17 protein-coding genes and 1 pseudogene are annotated in these 14,044 nt (G+C 73.0%); 14 read left to right on the top strand and 4 right to left on the bottom strand.

All coding sequences use genetic code 11. The features are described 5' to 3' along the window. Window positions 1-31: 31 nt before the first annotated feature. A complete protein-coding gene (locus ACZ6YG_RS27880; RefSeq protein WP_148036845.1) occupies window positions 32-802 on the bottom strand; it encodes a DeoR/GlpR family DNA-binding transcription regulator in 771 nt (256 codons plus the stop codon). A gap of 127 nt (window positions 803-929) precedes the next feature. On the opposite strand from ACZ6YG_RS27880, the gene ACZ6YG_RS27875 reads away from it, so the two are divergent. From ACZ6YG_RS27875 to ACZ6YG_RS27860, 4 genes are read left to right on the top strand one after another with little or no spacing between them, the layout of a single operon-like run. Further along, window positions 930-1,802: an SIS domain-containing protein gene (locus tag ACZ6YG_RS27875; protein ID WP_466019609.1), complete on the top strand. Its 873-nt coding sequence runs from the start codon at window positions 930-932 to the stop codon at window positions 1,800-1,802. After that, window positions 1,799-2,932 (top strand): N-acetylglucosamine-6-phosphate deacetylase, encoded by a 1,134-nt coding sequence (gene nagA / locus ACZ6YG_RS27870; protein ID WP_466019608.1) that lies wholly within the window; start codon window positions 1,799-1,801, stop codon window positions 2,930-2,932. The genes ACZ6YG_RS27875 and nagA overlap by 4 nt, the downstream gene beginning before the upstream one ends. Next, window positions 2,932-3,834, top strand: a complete 903-nt coding sequence (locus tag ACZ6YG_RS27865) for a 1-phosphofructokinase family hexose kinase (protein WP_466019607.1) — start codon at window positions 2,932-2,934, stop codon at window positions 3,832-3,834. Before nagA ends, ACZ6YG_RS27865 begins: the two co-directional genes overlap by 1 nt. A 13-nt stretch (window positions 3,835-3,847) precedes the next feature. After that, the gene (locus ACZ6YG_RS27860; RefSeq protein ID WP_219545128.1) at window positions 3,848-4,675 is read left to right on the top strand and encodes a class II fructose-bisphosphate aldolase; all 828 of its coding nucleotides are present in this window, start codon (window positions 3,848-3,850) and stop codon (window positions 4,673-4,675) included. Between the two features lie 22 nt (window positions 4,676-4,697). Here ACZ6YG_RS27860 and ACZ6YG_RS27855 read toward each other — a convergent pair whose 3' ends face one another. Then, complete coding sequence (locus ACZ6YG_RS27855) at window positions 4,698-5,660, bottom strand: DsbA family oxidoreductase (protein ID WP_466019606.1); 963 nt, start codon at window positions 5,658-5,660, stop codon at window positions 4,698-4,700. Between the two features lie 57 nt (window positions 5,661-5,717). Between ACZ6YG_RS27855 and ACZ6YG_RS27850 the strand changes: the two genes are divergently transcribed. The 9 genes and pseudogenes from ACZ6YG_RS27850 to ACZ6YG_RS27810 all read left to right on the top strand — a co-directional run bounded on the left by ACZ6YG_RS27850 (window position 5,718) and on the right by ACZ6YG_RS27810 (window position 10,009). Next, complete coding sequence (locus tag ACZ6YG_RS27850) at window positions 5,718-6,284, top strand: TetR/AcrR family transcriptional regulator (RefSeq protein WP_466019605.1); 567 nt, start codon at window positions 5,718-5,720, stop codon at window positions 6,282-6,284. Between the two features lie 5 nt (window positions 6,285-6,289). Next, a complete protein-coding gene (locus ACZ6YG_RS27845) occupies window positions 6,290-6,664 on the top strand; it encodes a VOC family protein (RefSeq protein ID WP_364225226.1) in 375 nt (124 codons plus the stop codon). A 53-nt stretch (window positions 6,665-6,717) separates the two neighbouring features. After that, window positions 6,718-7,065, top strand: a complete 348-nt coding sequence (locus ACZ6YG_RS27840; protein WP_397199766.1) for an ArsR/SmtB family transcription factor — start codon at window positions 6,718-6,720, stop codon at window positions 7,063-7,065. After that, window positions 7,062-7,511: an SRPBCC family protein gene (locus tag ACZ6YG_RS27835; protein ID WP_364225220.1), complete on the top strand. Its 450-nt coding sequence runs from the start codon at window positions 7,062-7,064 to the stop codon at window positions 7,509-7,511. Before ACZ6YG_RS27840 ends, ACZ6YG_RS27835 begins: the two co-directional genes overlap by 4 nt. A gap of 2 nt (window positions 7,512-7,513) precedes the next feature. Beyond that, a complete protein-coding gene (locus tag ACZ6YG_RS27830) occupies window positions 7,514-8,299 on the top strand; it encodes an alpha/beta fold hydrolase (RefSeq protein WP_466019604.1) in 786 nt (261 codons plus the stop codon). 29 nt (window positions 8,300-8,328) lie between these two features. Then, window positions 8,329-8,565, top strand: a complete 237-nt coding sequence (locus ACZ6YG_RS27825; protein WP_148036834.1) for a hypothetical protein — start codon at window positions 8,329-8,331, stop codon at window positions 8,563-8,565. After that, window positions 8,451-8,768, top strand: a pseudogene (locus tag ACZ6YG_RS27820) (Clp protease N-terminal domain-containing protein); the annotation flags it as partial. The gene ACZ6YG_RS27825 and the pseudogene ACZ6YG_RS27820, both read left to right, overlap by 115 nt. Before the next feature lie 72 nt (window positions 8,769-8,840). Then, the gene (locus tag ACZ6YG_RS27815) at window positions 8,841-9,032 is read left to right on the top strand and encodes a hypothetical protein (RefSeq protein WP_466019603.1); all 192 of its coding nucleotides are present in this window, start codon (window positions 8,841-8,843) and stop codon (window positions 9,030-9,032) included. Beyond that, on the top strand, window positions 9,029-10,009 hold the full coding sequence (locus ACZ6YG_RS27810; protein WP_466019602.1) for a serine hydrolase domain-containing protein: 981 nt from the start codon (window positions 9,029-9,031) through the stop codon (window positions 10,007-10,009). Before ACZ6YG_RS27815 ends, ACZ6YG_RS27810 begins: the two co-directional genes overlap by 4 nt. A 12-nt stretch (window positions 10,010-10,021) precedes the next feature. Here the strand turns inward: ACZ6YG_RS27810 and ACZ6YG_RS27805 are convergent, their stop codons facing one another. Both ACZ6YG_RS27805 and guaB read right to left on the bottom strand, forming a co-directional pair. Then, the gene (locus ACZ6YG_RS27805; protein WP_148037296.1) at window positions 10,022-11,131 is read right to left on the bottom strand and encodes a GuaB3 family IMP dehydrogenase-related protein; all 1,110 of its coding nucleotides are present in this window, start codon (window positions 11,129-11,131) and stop codon (window positions 10,022-10,024) included. A 15-nt stretch (window positions 11,132-11,146) separates the two neighbouring features. After that, entirely contained in the window at window positions 11,147-12,628 is a 1,482-nt protein-coding gene (guaB, locus tag ACZ6YG_RS27800; protein ID WP_148036831.1) for an IMP dehydrogenase, read from the bottom strand. Between the two features lie 397 nt (window positions 12,629-13,025). Between guaB and ACZ6YG_RS27795 the strand changes: the two genes are divergently transcribed. Next, the gene (locus ACZ6YG_RS27795) at window positions 13,026-14,039 is read left to right on the top strand and encodes a helix-turn-helix transcriptional regulator (RefSeq protein WP_148036830.1); all 1,014 of its coding nucleotides are present in this window, start codon (window positions 13,026-13,028) and stop codon (window positions 14,037-14,039) included. Window positions 14,040-14,044: the final 5 nt, after the last annotated feature.

Below are 14,044 nucleotides of genomic sequence, written 5' to 3'. Positions count from 1 at the left end.
GCGTTGTGAGACTTGGGTCCATACCTACCCGTTATGCGCGAATCACCTTCACGCCCGCCTCGGCGAAGCGGGCGGCGTCGGCTTCGGGCAACCGCTGGTCGGTGACGAGGGTGTCGATCTCCTCGATGGGGCAGATACGGGAAAATGCCCGCTTCCCCAGCTTCGAGGAGTCCGCCACCACGGCGACCTGCGCCGCCCGGCTGATGAGCAGGTGGTTGACGCTCGCCTCGCCCTCGTGGTGCGCCGAGGCGCCCAGCTCCACGTCGAGCGCGTCGACGCCGAGGAAGGCTATGTCGAGCGTGACCTCCTCCAGCACGCCCGAGGCCAGCGGTCCTATCAGCTCGTACGACTGCGGCCTGGCCACCCCGCCGGTCACCACGATCTTCACGTGCTGCCGGACCACCAGCTCGGCCGCGATGTTGAGCGCGTTGGTGACGATCGTGAAGCCCGACTCCAGCGTCGCCTGCGTGGCCAGCGCGCGGGCCAGCTCGGAGGTGGTGGTGCCGCCGTTGAGCCCGACCACGGCGCCGGGCCGCACAAGCTCGGCGGCGGCGGCCGCGATGCGGTGCTTCTCGTCGGCGTGCCGGGCGGTCTTGTAGCGCAGCGGCAGGTCGTAGCTGACGCTCTGGGCGACCGCGCCTCCCCGCGTGCGCATGAGCATCTGCTGCTGGGCGAGCTGGTCGAAGTCGCGGCGGATGGTCGCGGTGGAGACGTCGAGCGCGCGGGCCGCGTCTTCGACGGAGAGCCTGCCTTCTTGCGCGAGCAGCTCGAGGATCGCGTTCCACCGGTCGTATCGGGACACGATCACCCTCCTTCGGAGATCCGTCAAGGGGGCAAGCGTGGCATACCCTCGCATCGGTAGCCACCAGTGCCCAATTTTGCACTTTTATGCTATAAAAAATGCAGAAACAAGCATTACGGAGGTAGCGGTGACCACCCATACCGAAGCCGAGATCGCTTCCCAGCCCGACTGCTGGCGCCGAGCGGTCGCCGGCGTCCCCGCCGGCGCGCTGCCCCGCCCGGGAGAGCGGGTCGCCGTCGTCGGCTGCGGCACCTCCTGGTTCATCGCGATGGCGTACGCGACCCTGCGGGAACGCGCCGGGCAGGGCGAGACCGACGCCTTCGCCGCCTCCGAGGCGCCCACCGGGCGGCGCTACGACCGGGTGCTGGCGCTGAGCCGCTCCGGCACCACCACCGAAGTGCTCGACCTGCTGTCCAGGCTCGACACCGCGTCCACGGCCATCACCGCCGACCCGGAGTCGCCGATCATGCGGGCCGCCGGGCAGGTGGTCGTGCTCGACCACGCCGACGAGCGCTCGGTCGTGCAGACCCGGTTCGCCACCACCCAGCTCGCCCTGCTCCGCGCCAGCCTCGGCGAGGACCTGGAGCCCGTCATCGCCGACGCCGAGCGGGCCCTGGCCGAGCCGCTGCCCGACGAGCTGATCACCGCCGAGCAGGTCACCTTCCTCGGCTCGGGCTGGTCCGTCGGACTGGCGCAGGAGGCCGCGCTGAAGATGCGCGAGGCGTCCCGCTCGTGGACCGAGGCCTACCCGGCGATGGAGTACCGCCACGGCCCGATCAGCATCGCCGGCCCCGGCCGCGTCACCTGGATGCTCGGCACCGCCCCCGAGGGGCTGCGCGCGCAGGTGGAGGCGACCGGCGGCACGTTCACCGAGAGCGACCTGGACCCGATGGCCGAGCTGGTCCGCGCCCAGCGGGTGTCGGTGGCCAGGGCGTTCGCCCGCGGGCTCAACCCCGACGAGCCCCTCCACCTCACCCGATCTGTGATCCTTTCTCCATGAGCCTTACTCTCGCCGACGCCCGCATCGTGACCCCCGACGCAGTTCACGAGGGGTGGCTGACCATCGAGGACGGCCGCATCACGCATGTCGGCCACGGATCCGCCCCCCGTCCCGGCCACAGCCTGGGCGGGCGGCACGTCGTGCCCGGCTTCGTCGACATGCACAACCACGGCGGGGCGGGCGGGTCCTTCCCCACCGGCGAGCAGGACAAGGCGCGCGACGCGGTGGCCCTGCACGCGCGCCACGGCACCACCACGACGGTGGCCAGCCTGGTCACCGACACCCCCGAGCGCCTGGCCGCGGCCGCCGCGTCGCTGGCCGAGCTCTGCGACGAGGGCCTGCTGGCCGGCATCCACTTCGAGGGCCCGTACATCGCCAGGGCGCGCTGCGGCGCGCACGACCCCGAGCTGCTGCGCGAGCCGTCCCCGGCGGAGTTCGCCGCGCTGGTCAAGGCCGGGCGCGGGCACGTGCGGATGCTGACGATCGCGGCCGAGCTGCCGGGCGCGCTCGACACGATCCGGATGGCCGTCGCCGAAGGCGTGGTCGCCGCGCTCGGCCACAGCGCTGCCGACTACGAGGGGACGCTGGCCGGCATCGAGGCGGGCGCCACCGTGGCCACCCACCTCTACAACGCGATGCCGCAGCTCGGTCACCGCGACCCCGGCCCGATCGCGGCGCTGCTGCAGGACGAGCGGGTCACGGTCGAGCTGATCAACGACGGCGTGCACGTGCACCCGGCCATGCTCCGGCTGGCCTGCGCGGTGGCCGGGGCCGACCGGGTGGCGATGATCACCGACTCGATCTCGGCGACCGGGCTGAGCGACGGCGAGTACCTCCTCGGCCCGATGCGGGTGCGGGTGGTGGACGGCGTGGCCCGGCTGACCGAGGGCGGCTCCATCGCGGGCTCCACGCTCACCATGGACACCGCCTTCCGCCGGGCCGTCCGCGAGCTGGGCCTCTCGCTGCCGGAGGTGTCGCGCATGACGGCGCTGACCCCCGCCCGCGTGCTCGGCCTGTCCGGCCGGACCGGCTCGATCGCCGTCGGCAAGGACGCCGACCTGGTGGTGCTCGGCGACGACCTGGAGGTGGCGGGCGTGATGAAGCGCGGCGCCTGGATCGCGGAGCCCTGATGATCCTCACCGTGACGCTCAACGCCGCACTCGACGTCACCTACGAGACGCCACAGGTCTCCTGGGACGGGGTGAACCGCGTCGCCGCGGTCCACCGGCGCGCGGGCGGCAAGGGCGTCAACGTGGCCCGCGTCCTGGCCGCCCTGGGCCAGGACGTGCTGGTCACCGGCCTGGCCGGCGGCCCCACCGGCCGGGCCATCGAACGTGACCTGGACTCCGCGGGCCTGGCGCACGCCCTGGTGCCCGTCGCGGGCGAGACCCGCACCACGCTCGTCGTCGCCGAGCCCGCCGCGCACACGCTCTTCAACGAGCCGGGGCCGACGGTGGGCGAGGACGAGTTCGCCGACTTCCTGCGCACGTACGAGGCGCTGCTGCGCGAGGCGCGGGCCGTCGTGCTGTCGGGCAGCCTGCCGCGGGGGCTTTCCGCCACCACGTACGCCACGCTGGCCGCCTTCGCCCGTGACCGGGGCGTGCCCGCGATCGTCGACGCCGACGGCGAGCCGCTCCGCCACGCGCCCGACGGCCGCCCCGCGATCATCAAGCCGAACGCCGAGGAGCTGGCCAGGGCCGTCCCGCACGGCAGCCCGGAGGAGGGCGCCGAGGCCCTGCGCGACCGCGGCGCCGGGGCGGTGATCGTGTCGCTGGGCGCGTCGGGGGCGCTGGCGGTCACGGCCGACGGCACGTTCCGCGCCCGCATGCCGTACGCGGTCGACGGCAACCCCACCGGGGCCGGCGACGCGCTGGTGGCCGGGCTGGCGCTCGGCCTGGTCGCCCCGGGGCCGTGGCCCGAGCTGCTGCGCCGGGCGGCCGCGCTGGGCGCCGCCGCGGTGGCCGCGCCGGTCGCCGGCGCCTTCGACCCGGGCGTGTACGAGGCCGTCCACCCGCTGATCGAGATCGTCTGAAGGAGCCCCCGTCATGCCCCTCACCGGAATCGGCGACGTCATCCGCCAGTCCCCCGCCGGGGTGGGCGCGTTCAACGTCATCCAGCTGGAGCACGCCACCGCCATCGTGGCCGGGGCCGAGGCCCTGGGCGTGCCCGTGGTGCTGCAGATCAGCGAGAACTGCGTGCGCTACCACGGCGCGCTGGAGCCCGTCGCGCTCGCCGCACTCGCCGTCGCCCGCGCGGCCTCGGTGCCGGTCGCCGTGCACCTGGACCACGCCACCGACCGCGCGCTGGTCGAGGAGGCGGTGGCGCTCGGGCTGGGCTCGGTGATGTTCGACGCCTCCGCGCTGCCCGACGAGGAGAACGTGGCCGCCACCGCCGAGGTGACCGCCTGGTGCCGCGCGCGCGGCGTCTGGGTGGAGGCCGAGCTGGGCGAGGTCGGCGGCAAGGACGGCGTGCACGCCCCCGGCGCCCGCACCAAGCCCCACGAGGCGGCGGACTACGTGGCCAGGACCGGTGTGGACGCGCTGGCCGTGGCCGTGGGCACCTCCCACGCGATGACCACCAAGGACGCCGTGCTCGACCTGGCGCTCATCGCCGAGCTGCGGGCCGCGCTGCCGGTCCCGCTGGTCCTGCACGGCTCCTCGGGGGTGCCCGACGACACCCTGCGCGAGGCCGTACGGAACGGCATGAAGAAGATCAACATCGCGACCCACCTCAACAAGGCGTTCACCGGCGCCGTCCGCGACCACCTCACCCGCGACGCGGCGGTCGTCGACCCCCGCAAGTACGTGAAGTCCGGCAGAGACGCCGTCACCCGCGAGGTCACCCACCTCCTGTCCGTCCTCACGTCGTCCTGACCGCCCGGAGTACGCCTGGTCGTCAGGCGTACTCCGGTGCCATCACCGCCGCCATCCGCAGGTGCGGACCGGCCTCTTCCGCGTGGCCCTGGCGCTGGAGGGTGCGGCCGAGCAGGTGGCGCGCGTACGCGTCGTCCGGCGTGGCCGCGACCAGCCGCTCCAGCACCGCGCGGGCACGGCCGAGCTGCGCCGACAGGTAGTAGCAGCGCCCGGCGAGCATGAGCACGTTGCGGTCGTCGCCGTGCGCGTCCAGCAGCGGCCTGAGCAGCGCCAGCGCGCCGAGCGGGTCACGCTGGTCGAGCAGCGACTCCGCGTGGCGGTAGCGCTCGACCTCCTCGGGCAGCCGGCGCGCGGGCCGCGCCGCCAGCACGAACTCCCTGATCACCTCCGCCGACTGGGCCCCGGCCAGCGCCTCGGACCCGGCGACGATGGTCGGCGAGGTCCTGACGCCCATGGCCTTGCCCTTGAGCAGCAGCTCCCGTACGAGCTCGTCGCCCGCGCCGGCGTCGAGCAGCGCGCCCCCGCCGGCGAAGCCCGCGTCGGCGGCGAGCCGGTGGAGGGTCGCGCGGTCGCTGATGTCGAGCCGGTCGAGGAAGTGGGCCTTCATCACCCGCTCGGCCACCGCGTCCTGCAGGGCGGGGCCGCCGTGCTCCAGGGCGAGGGCGATCAGCCGGTGGGCGTCGTGGCTGTCGGCCCGCCAGGCGGGACCCCACGTCCAGCCGAAGCCTTCCTCGGCGGCGACGAGAGCCACGCGCACGCGGTTCTCGCCGGGGGTGAGATCGGGCGCGCACCGGCGCAGGGCGGCGTCGACCGTCGGGTCGGCCATGGCCTCCTCGTGCGGGACCGCCTGCGCGGGCGCCATCGGGTCGATGCGGAACGGCCGCCACACGACCTCGACGTCCAGCCCTTCGAGCGCTCTCTCCACTCGCCGCTTGCCGATGTAGGCCCAGCCGCAGACCACGTCGGCCCAGATCTCGATTCGCATGCCGACAACCTATGCGACAACTGTTGATTAAGCAACATCTGTCGTATAGTGACCATCGTGAACCCCGACGATCCACGCGCCCGGCGCACCCGGGCGAGCCTGCGCGCCGCCGTCCTCGACCTCGCCACCGAGCGCGACCTGGGCGCCATCACGATCTCCGCCGTCGCCAAGCGGGCCGGGGTCAACCGGGCCACGTTCTACCTGCACTACCCGGACGTCGACGCGCTGGCCGCCGACGCCATGGAGGAGGCGGTCGCCGAGGTGGCCAGGGCCGCCGCCCTCTGCCCGCTGGACGCCCCGCGCGACCGCGCGCCAGAGCCCCTGACCACGCTCTTCGCGCACATCGACGGCAACGCCGAGCTGTACGCGTGCATGCTCGGCACCCAGGGCAGCCCGCGCTTCTGCGCCCAGCTCAGAGAGCGGCTCACCAGCGAGCTGGAAGCCCGCTTCGCCGCCGGCGCCCGGCCCGCCGGCTTCGCGGACGTGCCGCCCGGCACGCACGCCGCCTACCTCGCCGGCGCGCTGACCGGCGTGATCGCCCACTGGGTGATCGACTCACGGGACACGCCGTCGGCCGACGTCGCGCTCGCCTTCTGGCGCCTCTTCCGCCCGGCTGGTAAGTGATCTCCATGCACAGAAGCCGCGTCTACGCACTCCTCATCGACACCCCGGCGGACGAGGCCGAGCGGGCCACCGCCTTCTGGTCGGCCGCCCTCGGCGTCCCCGCCCGGCCGCTGCCCGGTTACGAGCAGTTCACCAGTTTCCCCGGCGCCGTCTCCGGACTCGACCTCGCCGTCCAGTCCGTCGACGACGCCCCGCGCTACCACCTGGACATCGAGACCGACGACGTCGACGCGGAGACGGCCCGGCTGGTGGCCCTCGGCGCCACCGAGGTCTCCCGCTGGCAGGAATGCCGGATCCTGCGCGCACCCGGCGGCCACCTGCTCTGCGTCCTGCCCGCGGAGAGCGACCGCTTCGACGCCGAGGCCACCACCTGGCCCTGACCTCTCACAACCAGATGGTTGTGCAAACGAATGGTTGTGGCTAGGGTCGGCGTGTGACCGTAGCCGAAGACGAGCTGTCCCTGGTGTTCACGGCCCTCGCCGACCCGACCAGGCGCGCGATCCTGGAGCGCCTGGCCGAGGGCGACGCGACCGTGAGCCAGCTCACCGAGCCGTTCGCGATGACCCAGCAGGCCGTCTCGAAACACCTGAAGGTGCTCGAACGCGCCCGCCTGATCACCCGCACCCGCACCGCCCAGTCGCGGCCGTGCGCTCTCGACACCGAGCGGCTCGAAGCCGCCGCCGACTGGATCGCCCGCCACCGCCAGGTCTGGGCCGACCGCCACGACCGGCTGGAGCGGCACCTGGCCGCCCTGCGCGACCGGGACGGGGAGACACCATGACCGAGACCGGCGAGATGACCTACCGGCGCGTCCACCGCGCGTCGCCGGAGCTGCTGTTCGACTGCATGACCACGCCCGAGCACCTCACCCGCTTCTGGGGCCCGGCCGGCACCACCACCCCGCTCGACGGCATCGTGGTCGACCTGCGGCCGGGCGGCGCCTTCGAGACCACGATGGTCGGCGACGACGGCGGCACCTACACGATGAAGGCCACCTACGCCGAGGTGCGCCGCCCCGAGCGGCTGGTGTGGATCGAGCCGGGCGTCGAGGGCGGCATGAAGACCACGATCACCTTCCGCGACCTGGGCGACGGCCGCACCGAGGTGGTCACCCACCAGACCAACGTGCCGGCCGCCTACCTCAGCGCCGAAGCGCGGGCGGGCTTCGCCACCAGCCTGGACCGCTTCGACGCCTATCTGGCCGGCCTGAACCGGGAGGACACCTGATCATGCCGACACTCACCTCACCCGACGGCACCGTGATCGGCTACGAGCGCTCCGGCGACGGCCCCGCGCTCGTCCTGGTCGACGGCGCCATGTGCCACCGCGCCGCGGGCCCGATGCGGCCGCTCGCCGCCCTGCTGAGCTCGTCGTTCACCGTCCACGCGTACGACCGGCGCGGGCGCGGCGAGAGCACCGACACCCCGCCGTACGCGCCCGAACGCGAGATCGAGGACCTGCGGGCGCTCATCGCCGAGGCCGGCGGCGAGGCGTACGTCTACGGCATCTCCTCAGGCGCCGCCCTCGCCCTGAGAGCCGCGGCGACCGGCCCCGGCATCACCAGGCTCGCCCTGTACGAGCCGCCGTACATCGACGACCCCGGCAACGGGGCGTACACCGCCCGCCTGCGCGAGCTGCTCGCCGCCGGGATGAGAGGCGAGGCCGTCGCGCTGTTCATGGCCCACGTCGGGATGCCCGCCCAGGCCATCGACGGCATGCGCGGTCAGCCGATGTGGGCGGCGCTGGAGGCGATCGCGCCCACTCTCGCGTACGACGACGAACTGCTCGGCGGCGGCCGGGTGCCGCACGACCTGGCGTCGGCGATCACCATCCCGGCCCTGGTCCTGTCCGGCGGCGCCAGCCCGAACGGGCTCCAGGGCGCCGCCGAGGCCACCGCGGACGCCATCCCCACGGCCGAGCACCGATCCCTCGACGGCCAGACCCACGACGTCCAGCCGGACGCCCTCGCCCCGGTGCTGGCCGCCTTCTTCGCCAGAGCAACCTATGTTGACTAACTTCCGATTAGTCAACTAACGTTGCTTGCATGCCCGTGAGTGAGATCCCCCCTCCCCAGGAGCCCGGCGACGCGCTGGCGGCCGTGGTGGCGCTGCGGCGCCTGGCCGACCAGCTGGAGGACGCCGCCGTCGAGGAGGCGATGCGTGCGGGCTGGAGCTGGCCGCAGGTCGCCGAGGCACTCGGTGTGACGCGTCAGGCGGTCCACCGCAAGCACGCCAAGCGACTCATCGCCGCGGGCGTCAAGCTGAGGAGGCGTTCACCCTGAGACCGTTCGACGCGTACCTGCACGCGATCCTCACCGAGGGAGAGGCCGAGGCCCGGCGGGACAGATCGGCGACGATCGAGGCGCAGCACCTCCTGCTGGCCGTCGCGGCCCAGGAGGACACCGCGCCGCAGCGCGTCCTCGCCGAGGCCGGGCTCGGTCACCAGGCCGTCCGCGCCGCGCTCGACCGCGAGTTCGAGCACAGCCTGAGCGCCGTCGGCGTGTCCGCCGCCTTCGGCCTCCCCCGGTCGAGCGTCCTACCCGGACGCCGGCCTGGCATGGGCGCCACGGGCAGGCTCGCCCTGGAGCGGAGCTTCGCGTCCGCGGCACGCAAGAAGGACCTGCGACCGGCACACGTGCTGGTCGGGATCCTGCACGCCGAAGTGGGCACGGTCCCGCGCGCCCTCGCCCTGGCCGGCGTCGACCGCGCCGCCCTGCTGTCCCGAGCCCTGGAGCTGATCGCCGAATGAACGCGGGAATCCAGCACGTCCTCGACCGGGCGGTGGCCGACGGCGGGGTGCCCGGGATCGTCGCCGACGTACGCGACGCCGACCGGTCGTGGTTCGGCACGGCGGGCGTGGCCGACCTGGCGACCCGCCGGGCGCGCCGGCCGGGCGAGCACTTCAGGATCGGCAGCCTCACCAAGGCGTTCACCGCGGTGGTGGTCCTGCGGCTGGTGGCCGAGGGCGGGCTGACGCTGGACGACACGGTGGCGACGTGGCTGCCCGGCCTGGCCGAGGAGCAGCTCGGCGCCGACGGCACGACGATCACCGTCAGGCGGTTGCTCAACCACACCAGCGGCCTGCCGGACGTCATCCCGGGCATGGAGACGCCGCCCCTGGAGGAGCCGGGCGGCTTCCGCTACTCGAAGGTCAACTACAACCTCGCCGGGATGGTCGTCGAACGGGTGACGGGCTCGACGCTCGCCGAGGAGATCGCGCGGCACGTCACCCGGCCGCTCGGCCTGACCGGCACGTACCTCCCCGGGGACGACCAGACACTCCGCGAGCCGCACGCGCGGCACTACGCGAAGCAGCCCGACGCGGAGATCCACGACGTGACCGCGACGGACCTGAGCTGGGCCTGGGCCGCCGGCGGCATGGTCTCGACGACCGCGGACCTGCACGCGTTCCTGCACGCGCTGCTGCGCGACCGGCTGCTCCCGCCCGGCCTGCGGCGGGAGATGTTCACCACGGTCTCCACCGAGGGGACGGGGTGGGTCCCGCACACCCGTTACGGCCTGGGCGTCTACTCCCAGCGGCTCTCCTGCGGCGTCACGGTCTGGGGAGGGGGCGGAGCCGTGCCCGGCTCGTGGAGCTACGCCATGGCCGACCGCGACGGCTCGCGCGCGGTGGTCGCCAACGCGAACGGCGACTGGGGCGACCTGATGGCCACCTTCGGCGATCTCCTGGACGCCCGGTTCCGCATGGCCGGAACCGGGCCCTGACCGCTGGCGGGGTCAGCTCTGGACGGGCGAGACCACGACCTCCACCCGCTGGAACTCCTTGATGTCGGAGTAACCCGTGGAAGCCATCGTCCGCTTCAGCGCGCCCATGAGGTTCATCGACCCGTCGGCCACGCTCGAAGGACCGTGCAGGATCTGCGCCAGCGAGCCCACGGTGCCGAACTCGACCCGGCGCCCGCGCGGCAGGTCGGGGTGGTGGGCCTCGGAGCCCCAGTGGAAGCCGCGCCCCGGCGCCTCGACGGCCCTGGCCAGCGGCGAGCCCACCATGACGGCGTCCGCCCCGCAGGCGATGGCCTTGGCGATGTCGCCGGAGGTGCCCATGCCGCCGTCGGCGATGACGTGCACGTAGCGGCCGCCGGACTCGTCCATGTAGTCGCGCCGGGCCGCCGCCACGTCGGAGATCGCGGTCGCCATCGGCACCGCGACGCCCAGCACGTTGCGGGTGGTGTGGGAGGCGCCGCCGCCGAAGCCGACCAGCACGCCGGCCGCGCCGGTGCGCATCAGGTGGAGGGCGGCGGTGTGGGTGGCGCAGCCGCCGACGATGACCGGCACGTCGAGCTCGTAGATGAACTGCTTGAGGTTGAGCGGCTCGGCCCGGCCGGAGACGTGCTCGGCGGAGACCGTGGTGCCGCGGATGACGAAGATGTCGACGCCGGCGTCGATGACCGCCTTGTGGTACTGCACGACCCGCTGCGGCGAAAGCCGGACGGCGGTGGTGACGCCCGCGGCCCTGATCTCCTCGATGCGCCGCCCGATCAGGTCCTCCTGGATCGGGGCCGTGTAGATCTCCTGAAGGCGCTTGGTGGCCGCCTCGGCGCTGAGGGAGGCGCACTCCTCCAGCAGCGGGGTCGGGTCCTCGTAGCGGGTCCAGAGACCTTCGAGGTCGAGCGGGGCCAGCCCGCCGTGCCGGCCGATCTCGATCGCGGTGGCCGGCGAGACCACGCTGTCCATCGGGGCGACGACGACGGGCAGCTCGAACCGGTACGCGTCGATCTGCCAGGCGATCGAGACCTCTTCCGGGTCGCGGGTGCGCCGCGACGGCACGAGGCCGATCTCGTCGAGCGAGTAGGCCCGGCGGCCCGACTTGCCCCGGCCGATCTCCACCTGCTGAGTCATGGATTACCTTCTGTGATAGTTAGGAGCTTCCACGGTCATCTGGATGTCGTGGGGATGGCTCTCCTTGAGACCCGCCGCGGTGATGGGCATCAGCTCGCAGTCGGTGTGCATCTGCTCGATGGTGCGGCAGCCCGCGTACCACATGCCCTGGCGCAGCCCGCCGACGAGCTGGTGGGCGACGGCGGCGGCCGGCCCGCGGTAGGGCACCTGACCCTCGATGCCCTCCGGGATGTACTTGTCCTCGCCATCGACCCCGGCCTGCGCGTAGCGGTCCTTGCTGAAGGAGGTGCCGCCCCGCTCGCGGTTGCGCACCGCGCCGAGCGAGCCCATGCCGCGGTAGGACTTGAACTGCTTGCCGTTGATGAAGATCAGCTCGCCCGGCGACTCCTCGCAGCCGGCCAGCAGCGAGCCGAGCATGACCGAGTGGGCGCCGGCGGCGATGGCCTTGGCGATGTCGCCGGAGTATTGCAGCCCGCCGTCGCCGATGACCGGCACGCCCGCCGGTGCGCAGGCCAGTGACGCCTGGTGGATGGCGGTGATCTGGGGCGCGCCCACGCCGGCGACCACCCGGGTGGTGCAGATGGAGCCGGGGCCCACGCCCACCTTGACGGCGTCGGCGCCCGCGTCGACCAGCATCTGGGCGCCGGCCCTGGTGGCGATGTTGCCGCCGATGACGTCGACCTTGGCGTTGGCCTTGATCTTGCCGATCATGTCGGCCAGGCCCTTGGAGTGGCCGTGGGCGACGTCGACCACGATGACGTCGACCCCGGCCTCGATCAGCGCCCTGGCCCGGGTCTCGGCGTCGCCGCCGACGCCCACGGCGGCGCCGACGACGAGCCGGCCGTCGGCGTCCTTGGTGGCCAGGGGGTACTGCTCGCTCTTGGTGAAGTCCTTGACCGTGATCAGGCCGCGCAGCCTGCCGTCGGGGTCGACCAGAGGCAGCTTCTCGATCTTGTTACGCCGCAGGAGGGCGAACGCGTCGTCGCGCGAGACCCCGACCGGGGCGGTGACCAGCGGCATCTTCGTCATGACGTCGCGTACGGGACGCGTGTGGTCGGTCTCGAAGCGCATGTCGCGGTTGGTCACGATGCCGACGAGGATGCCCGACGGGTCGGTGACCGGCACGCCGGAGATGCGGTAGGTGGCGCACAGCCGCTCGACCTCGGCCAGCGTGTCGTCGGGGCTGCACGTCACGGGGTTGGTGACCATGCCGGCCTCGGACCGTTTGACCAGGTCGGCCTGCTGGGCCTGCTCCTCGATCGACAGGTTGCGGTGGAGGATGCCGATGCCGCCCTGGCGAGCCATGGCGACGGCCATGCGGGCCTCGGTCACGGTGTCCATCGCGGCGGAGACCAGCGGGATGTTGAGCGTGATGCCGCGCGAGAGCCGGGTGACCGTCTCGGCCTCGCCCGGCTGGAGATCCGAGTAGGCCGGCACGAGCAGCACGTCGTCGAACGTCAGACCCGTCTCCGTGAACTTGGACATGCCGCGGCCCCTCCCTGCCTCGCCTGATGACGCCAAGTCTAGAGGGTGTGCGCAAAACGTATGGATGCCGGGAGGACGAGGACCCCCACGGTTCGTCGTGCTCCCGGCATCGAAAGAGCCGGAGGGCGGAACGATCTGCCGTCCGCCCCCCGGCCACCGGCATCCGGGCCGGGAGCGCGCCGTGGCCACCGAACCCCCCTCCGCGTCCTGATGGCCTGCGTCGCTCCGGCCGCCTGGGCTGCCGACGCTCTGTTAAGCCTGGGTCACTCTTCGGCATGCCGCAACGTGAAAACGTGCAATTGCACGAAGTTGCACCCCTCCGGCCCAACCTGCGGACAACCGCCGGATGCCGGGTTATCCTCAGGCACGCCGTATCCCCCCAACGGAGCACGCCACGATGCGCAACGAGCAGCGGACCCTGGCCGATCCGCTCGAAACGCTGGGCCTCGACCCCACCCAGACGGCCCTCTACACGGCTGTGCTGCGCCTCCACCGGGCCACCCGGAGCGAGCTCGCCGAGGTCATGAACGGCCCGGTCGACACCTTGGCCGGCCAGCTCGACGACCTGGTCAGGCTGGGAGTGGTCGACGAGCAGTCGGGCGAGTACCTCGCCAGGCACCCCGCGGCCGCCCTGGGCAGGCTGGTGGCGGACCGCCTCGACCTGCTCGCCGAGGAGAGCCGCAGGATCGACAGCGCGCTGGGCTCGATCCGCACCCTGATCCGCGACTACGACATGGGCCGCGACTACCGGAGCGGCCCGTTCCCCGTCGAGCTGGTCAGCGGCGCCGACGTGCTGTACGAGAGCGTCATGGGCATGGCGGTGCAGGCGCCGCCGCTCACCCTGCTCGTCGCGATCCCCGACGGGCGCACGATGACGGACTTCGCCCGCAAGTTCGCCGACCCGTGGATCGACGCCCAGGAGCGGGGCCTGATGGTGATCCGCGCCGTCGTGCCGGTCGACGCGCTGACGTTGCCGGGGGTGCGCGACGCGATGACGCGCGTGATCGCCACCGGGGGCAGCATGCGGACCCTCGACAGGGTGCCGAGCTGGTTCATGACGGCCGGGGCGGAGGCCGCCGGCCTGCCCGCCCGGTGGGGCGGCAACCTGCCCGAGGTGGCGTACAACTTCTACCTGCTGCGCACCCCGATCGTGGTGGGCATGCTGAGCTCGCTGTTCGAGGAGCTGTGGAGCAGGGCGGTCCCGCTGCCGTGGGGGCGCAGGGGCGACGCCATGGCGCAGGTGGTCCGCCTGGCCGCGCAGGGCCTGTCGGACGAGGCGATCGCCCGCCACCTCGGCGTGTCAGTCCGTACGGTGCGCACGAGGTTCGCCGAGGCCATGACCGAGCTGGGGGCGCAGTCGCGGTTCCAGGCGGGTGTGGAGGCGGCGCGGCGCGGATGGCTCGACCAATGACCACC

This window comes from Nonomuraea sp. NPDC054003 (genome assembly GCF_055585125.1).
The sequence above is the reverse complement of the archived record's forward strand: the minus strand, read 5'-3'. Positions and strand labels throughout refer to the sequence as shown.

Coding starts and splice junctions, on each gene's coding strand:
- nagA (WP_466019608.1), top strand. CDS start 1,799: ATGAGCCTTACTCTCGCCGACGCCCGCATCGTGACCCCCGACGCAGTT.
- ACZ6YG_RS27865 (WP_466019607.1), top strand. CDS start 2,932: ATGATCCTCACCGTGACGCTCAACGCCGCACTCGACGTCACCTACGAG.
- ACZ6YG_RS27860 (WP_219545128.1), top strand. CDS start 3,848: ATGCCCCTCACCGGAATCGGCGACGTCATCCGCCAGTCCCCCGCCGGG.
- ACZ6YG_RS27855 (WP_466019606.1), bottom strand. CDS start 5,660: ATGCGAATCGAGATCTGGGCCGACGTGGTCTGCGGCTGGGCCTACATC.
- ACZ6YG_RS27845 (WP_364225226.1), top strand. CDS start 6,290: ATGCACAGAAGCCGCGTCTACGCACTCCTCATCGACACCCCGGCGGAC.
- ACZ6YG_RS27835 (WP_364225220.1), top strand. CDS start 7,062: ATGACCGAGACCGGCGAGATGACCTACCGGCGCGTCCACCGCGCGTCG.
- ACZ6YG_RS27830 (WP_466019604.1), top strand. CDS start 7,514: ATGCCGACACTCACCTCACCCGACGGCACCGTGATCGGCTACGAGCGC.
- ACZ6YG_RS27825 (WP_148036834.1), top strand. CDS start 8,329: ATGCCCGTGAGTGAGATCCCCCCTCCCCAGGAGCCCGGCGACGCGCTG.
- ACZ6YG_RS27815 (WP_466019603.1), top strand. CDS start 8,841: ATGGGCGCCACGGGCAGGCTCGCCCTGGAGCGGAGCTTCGCGTCCGCG.
- ACZ6YG_RS27810 (WP_466019602.1), top strand. CDS start 9,029: ATGAACGCGGGAATCCAGCACGTCCTCGACCGGGCGGTGGCCGACGGC.
- guaB (WP_148036831.1), bottom strand. CDS start 12,628: ATGTCCAAGTTCACGGAGACGGGTCTGACGTTCGACGACGTGCTGCTC.
- ACZ6YG_RS27795 (WP_148036830.1), top strand. CDS start 13,026: ATGCGCAACGAGCAGCGGACCCTGGCCGATCCGCTCGAAACGCTGGGC.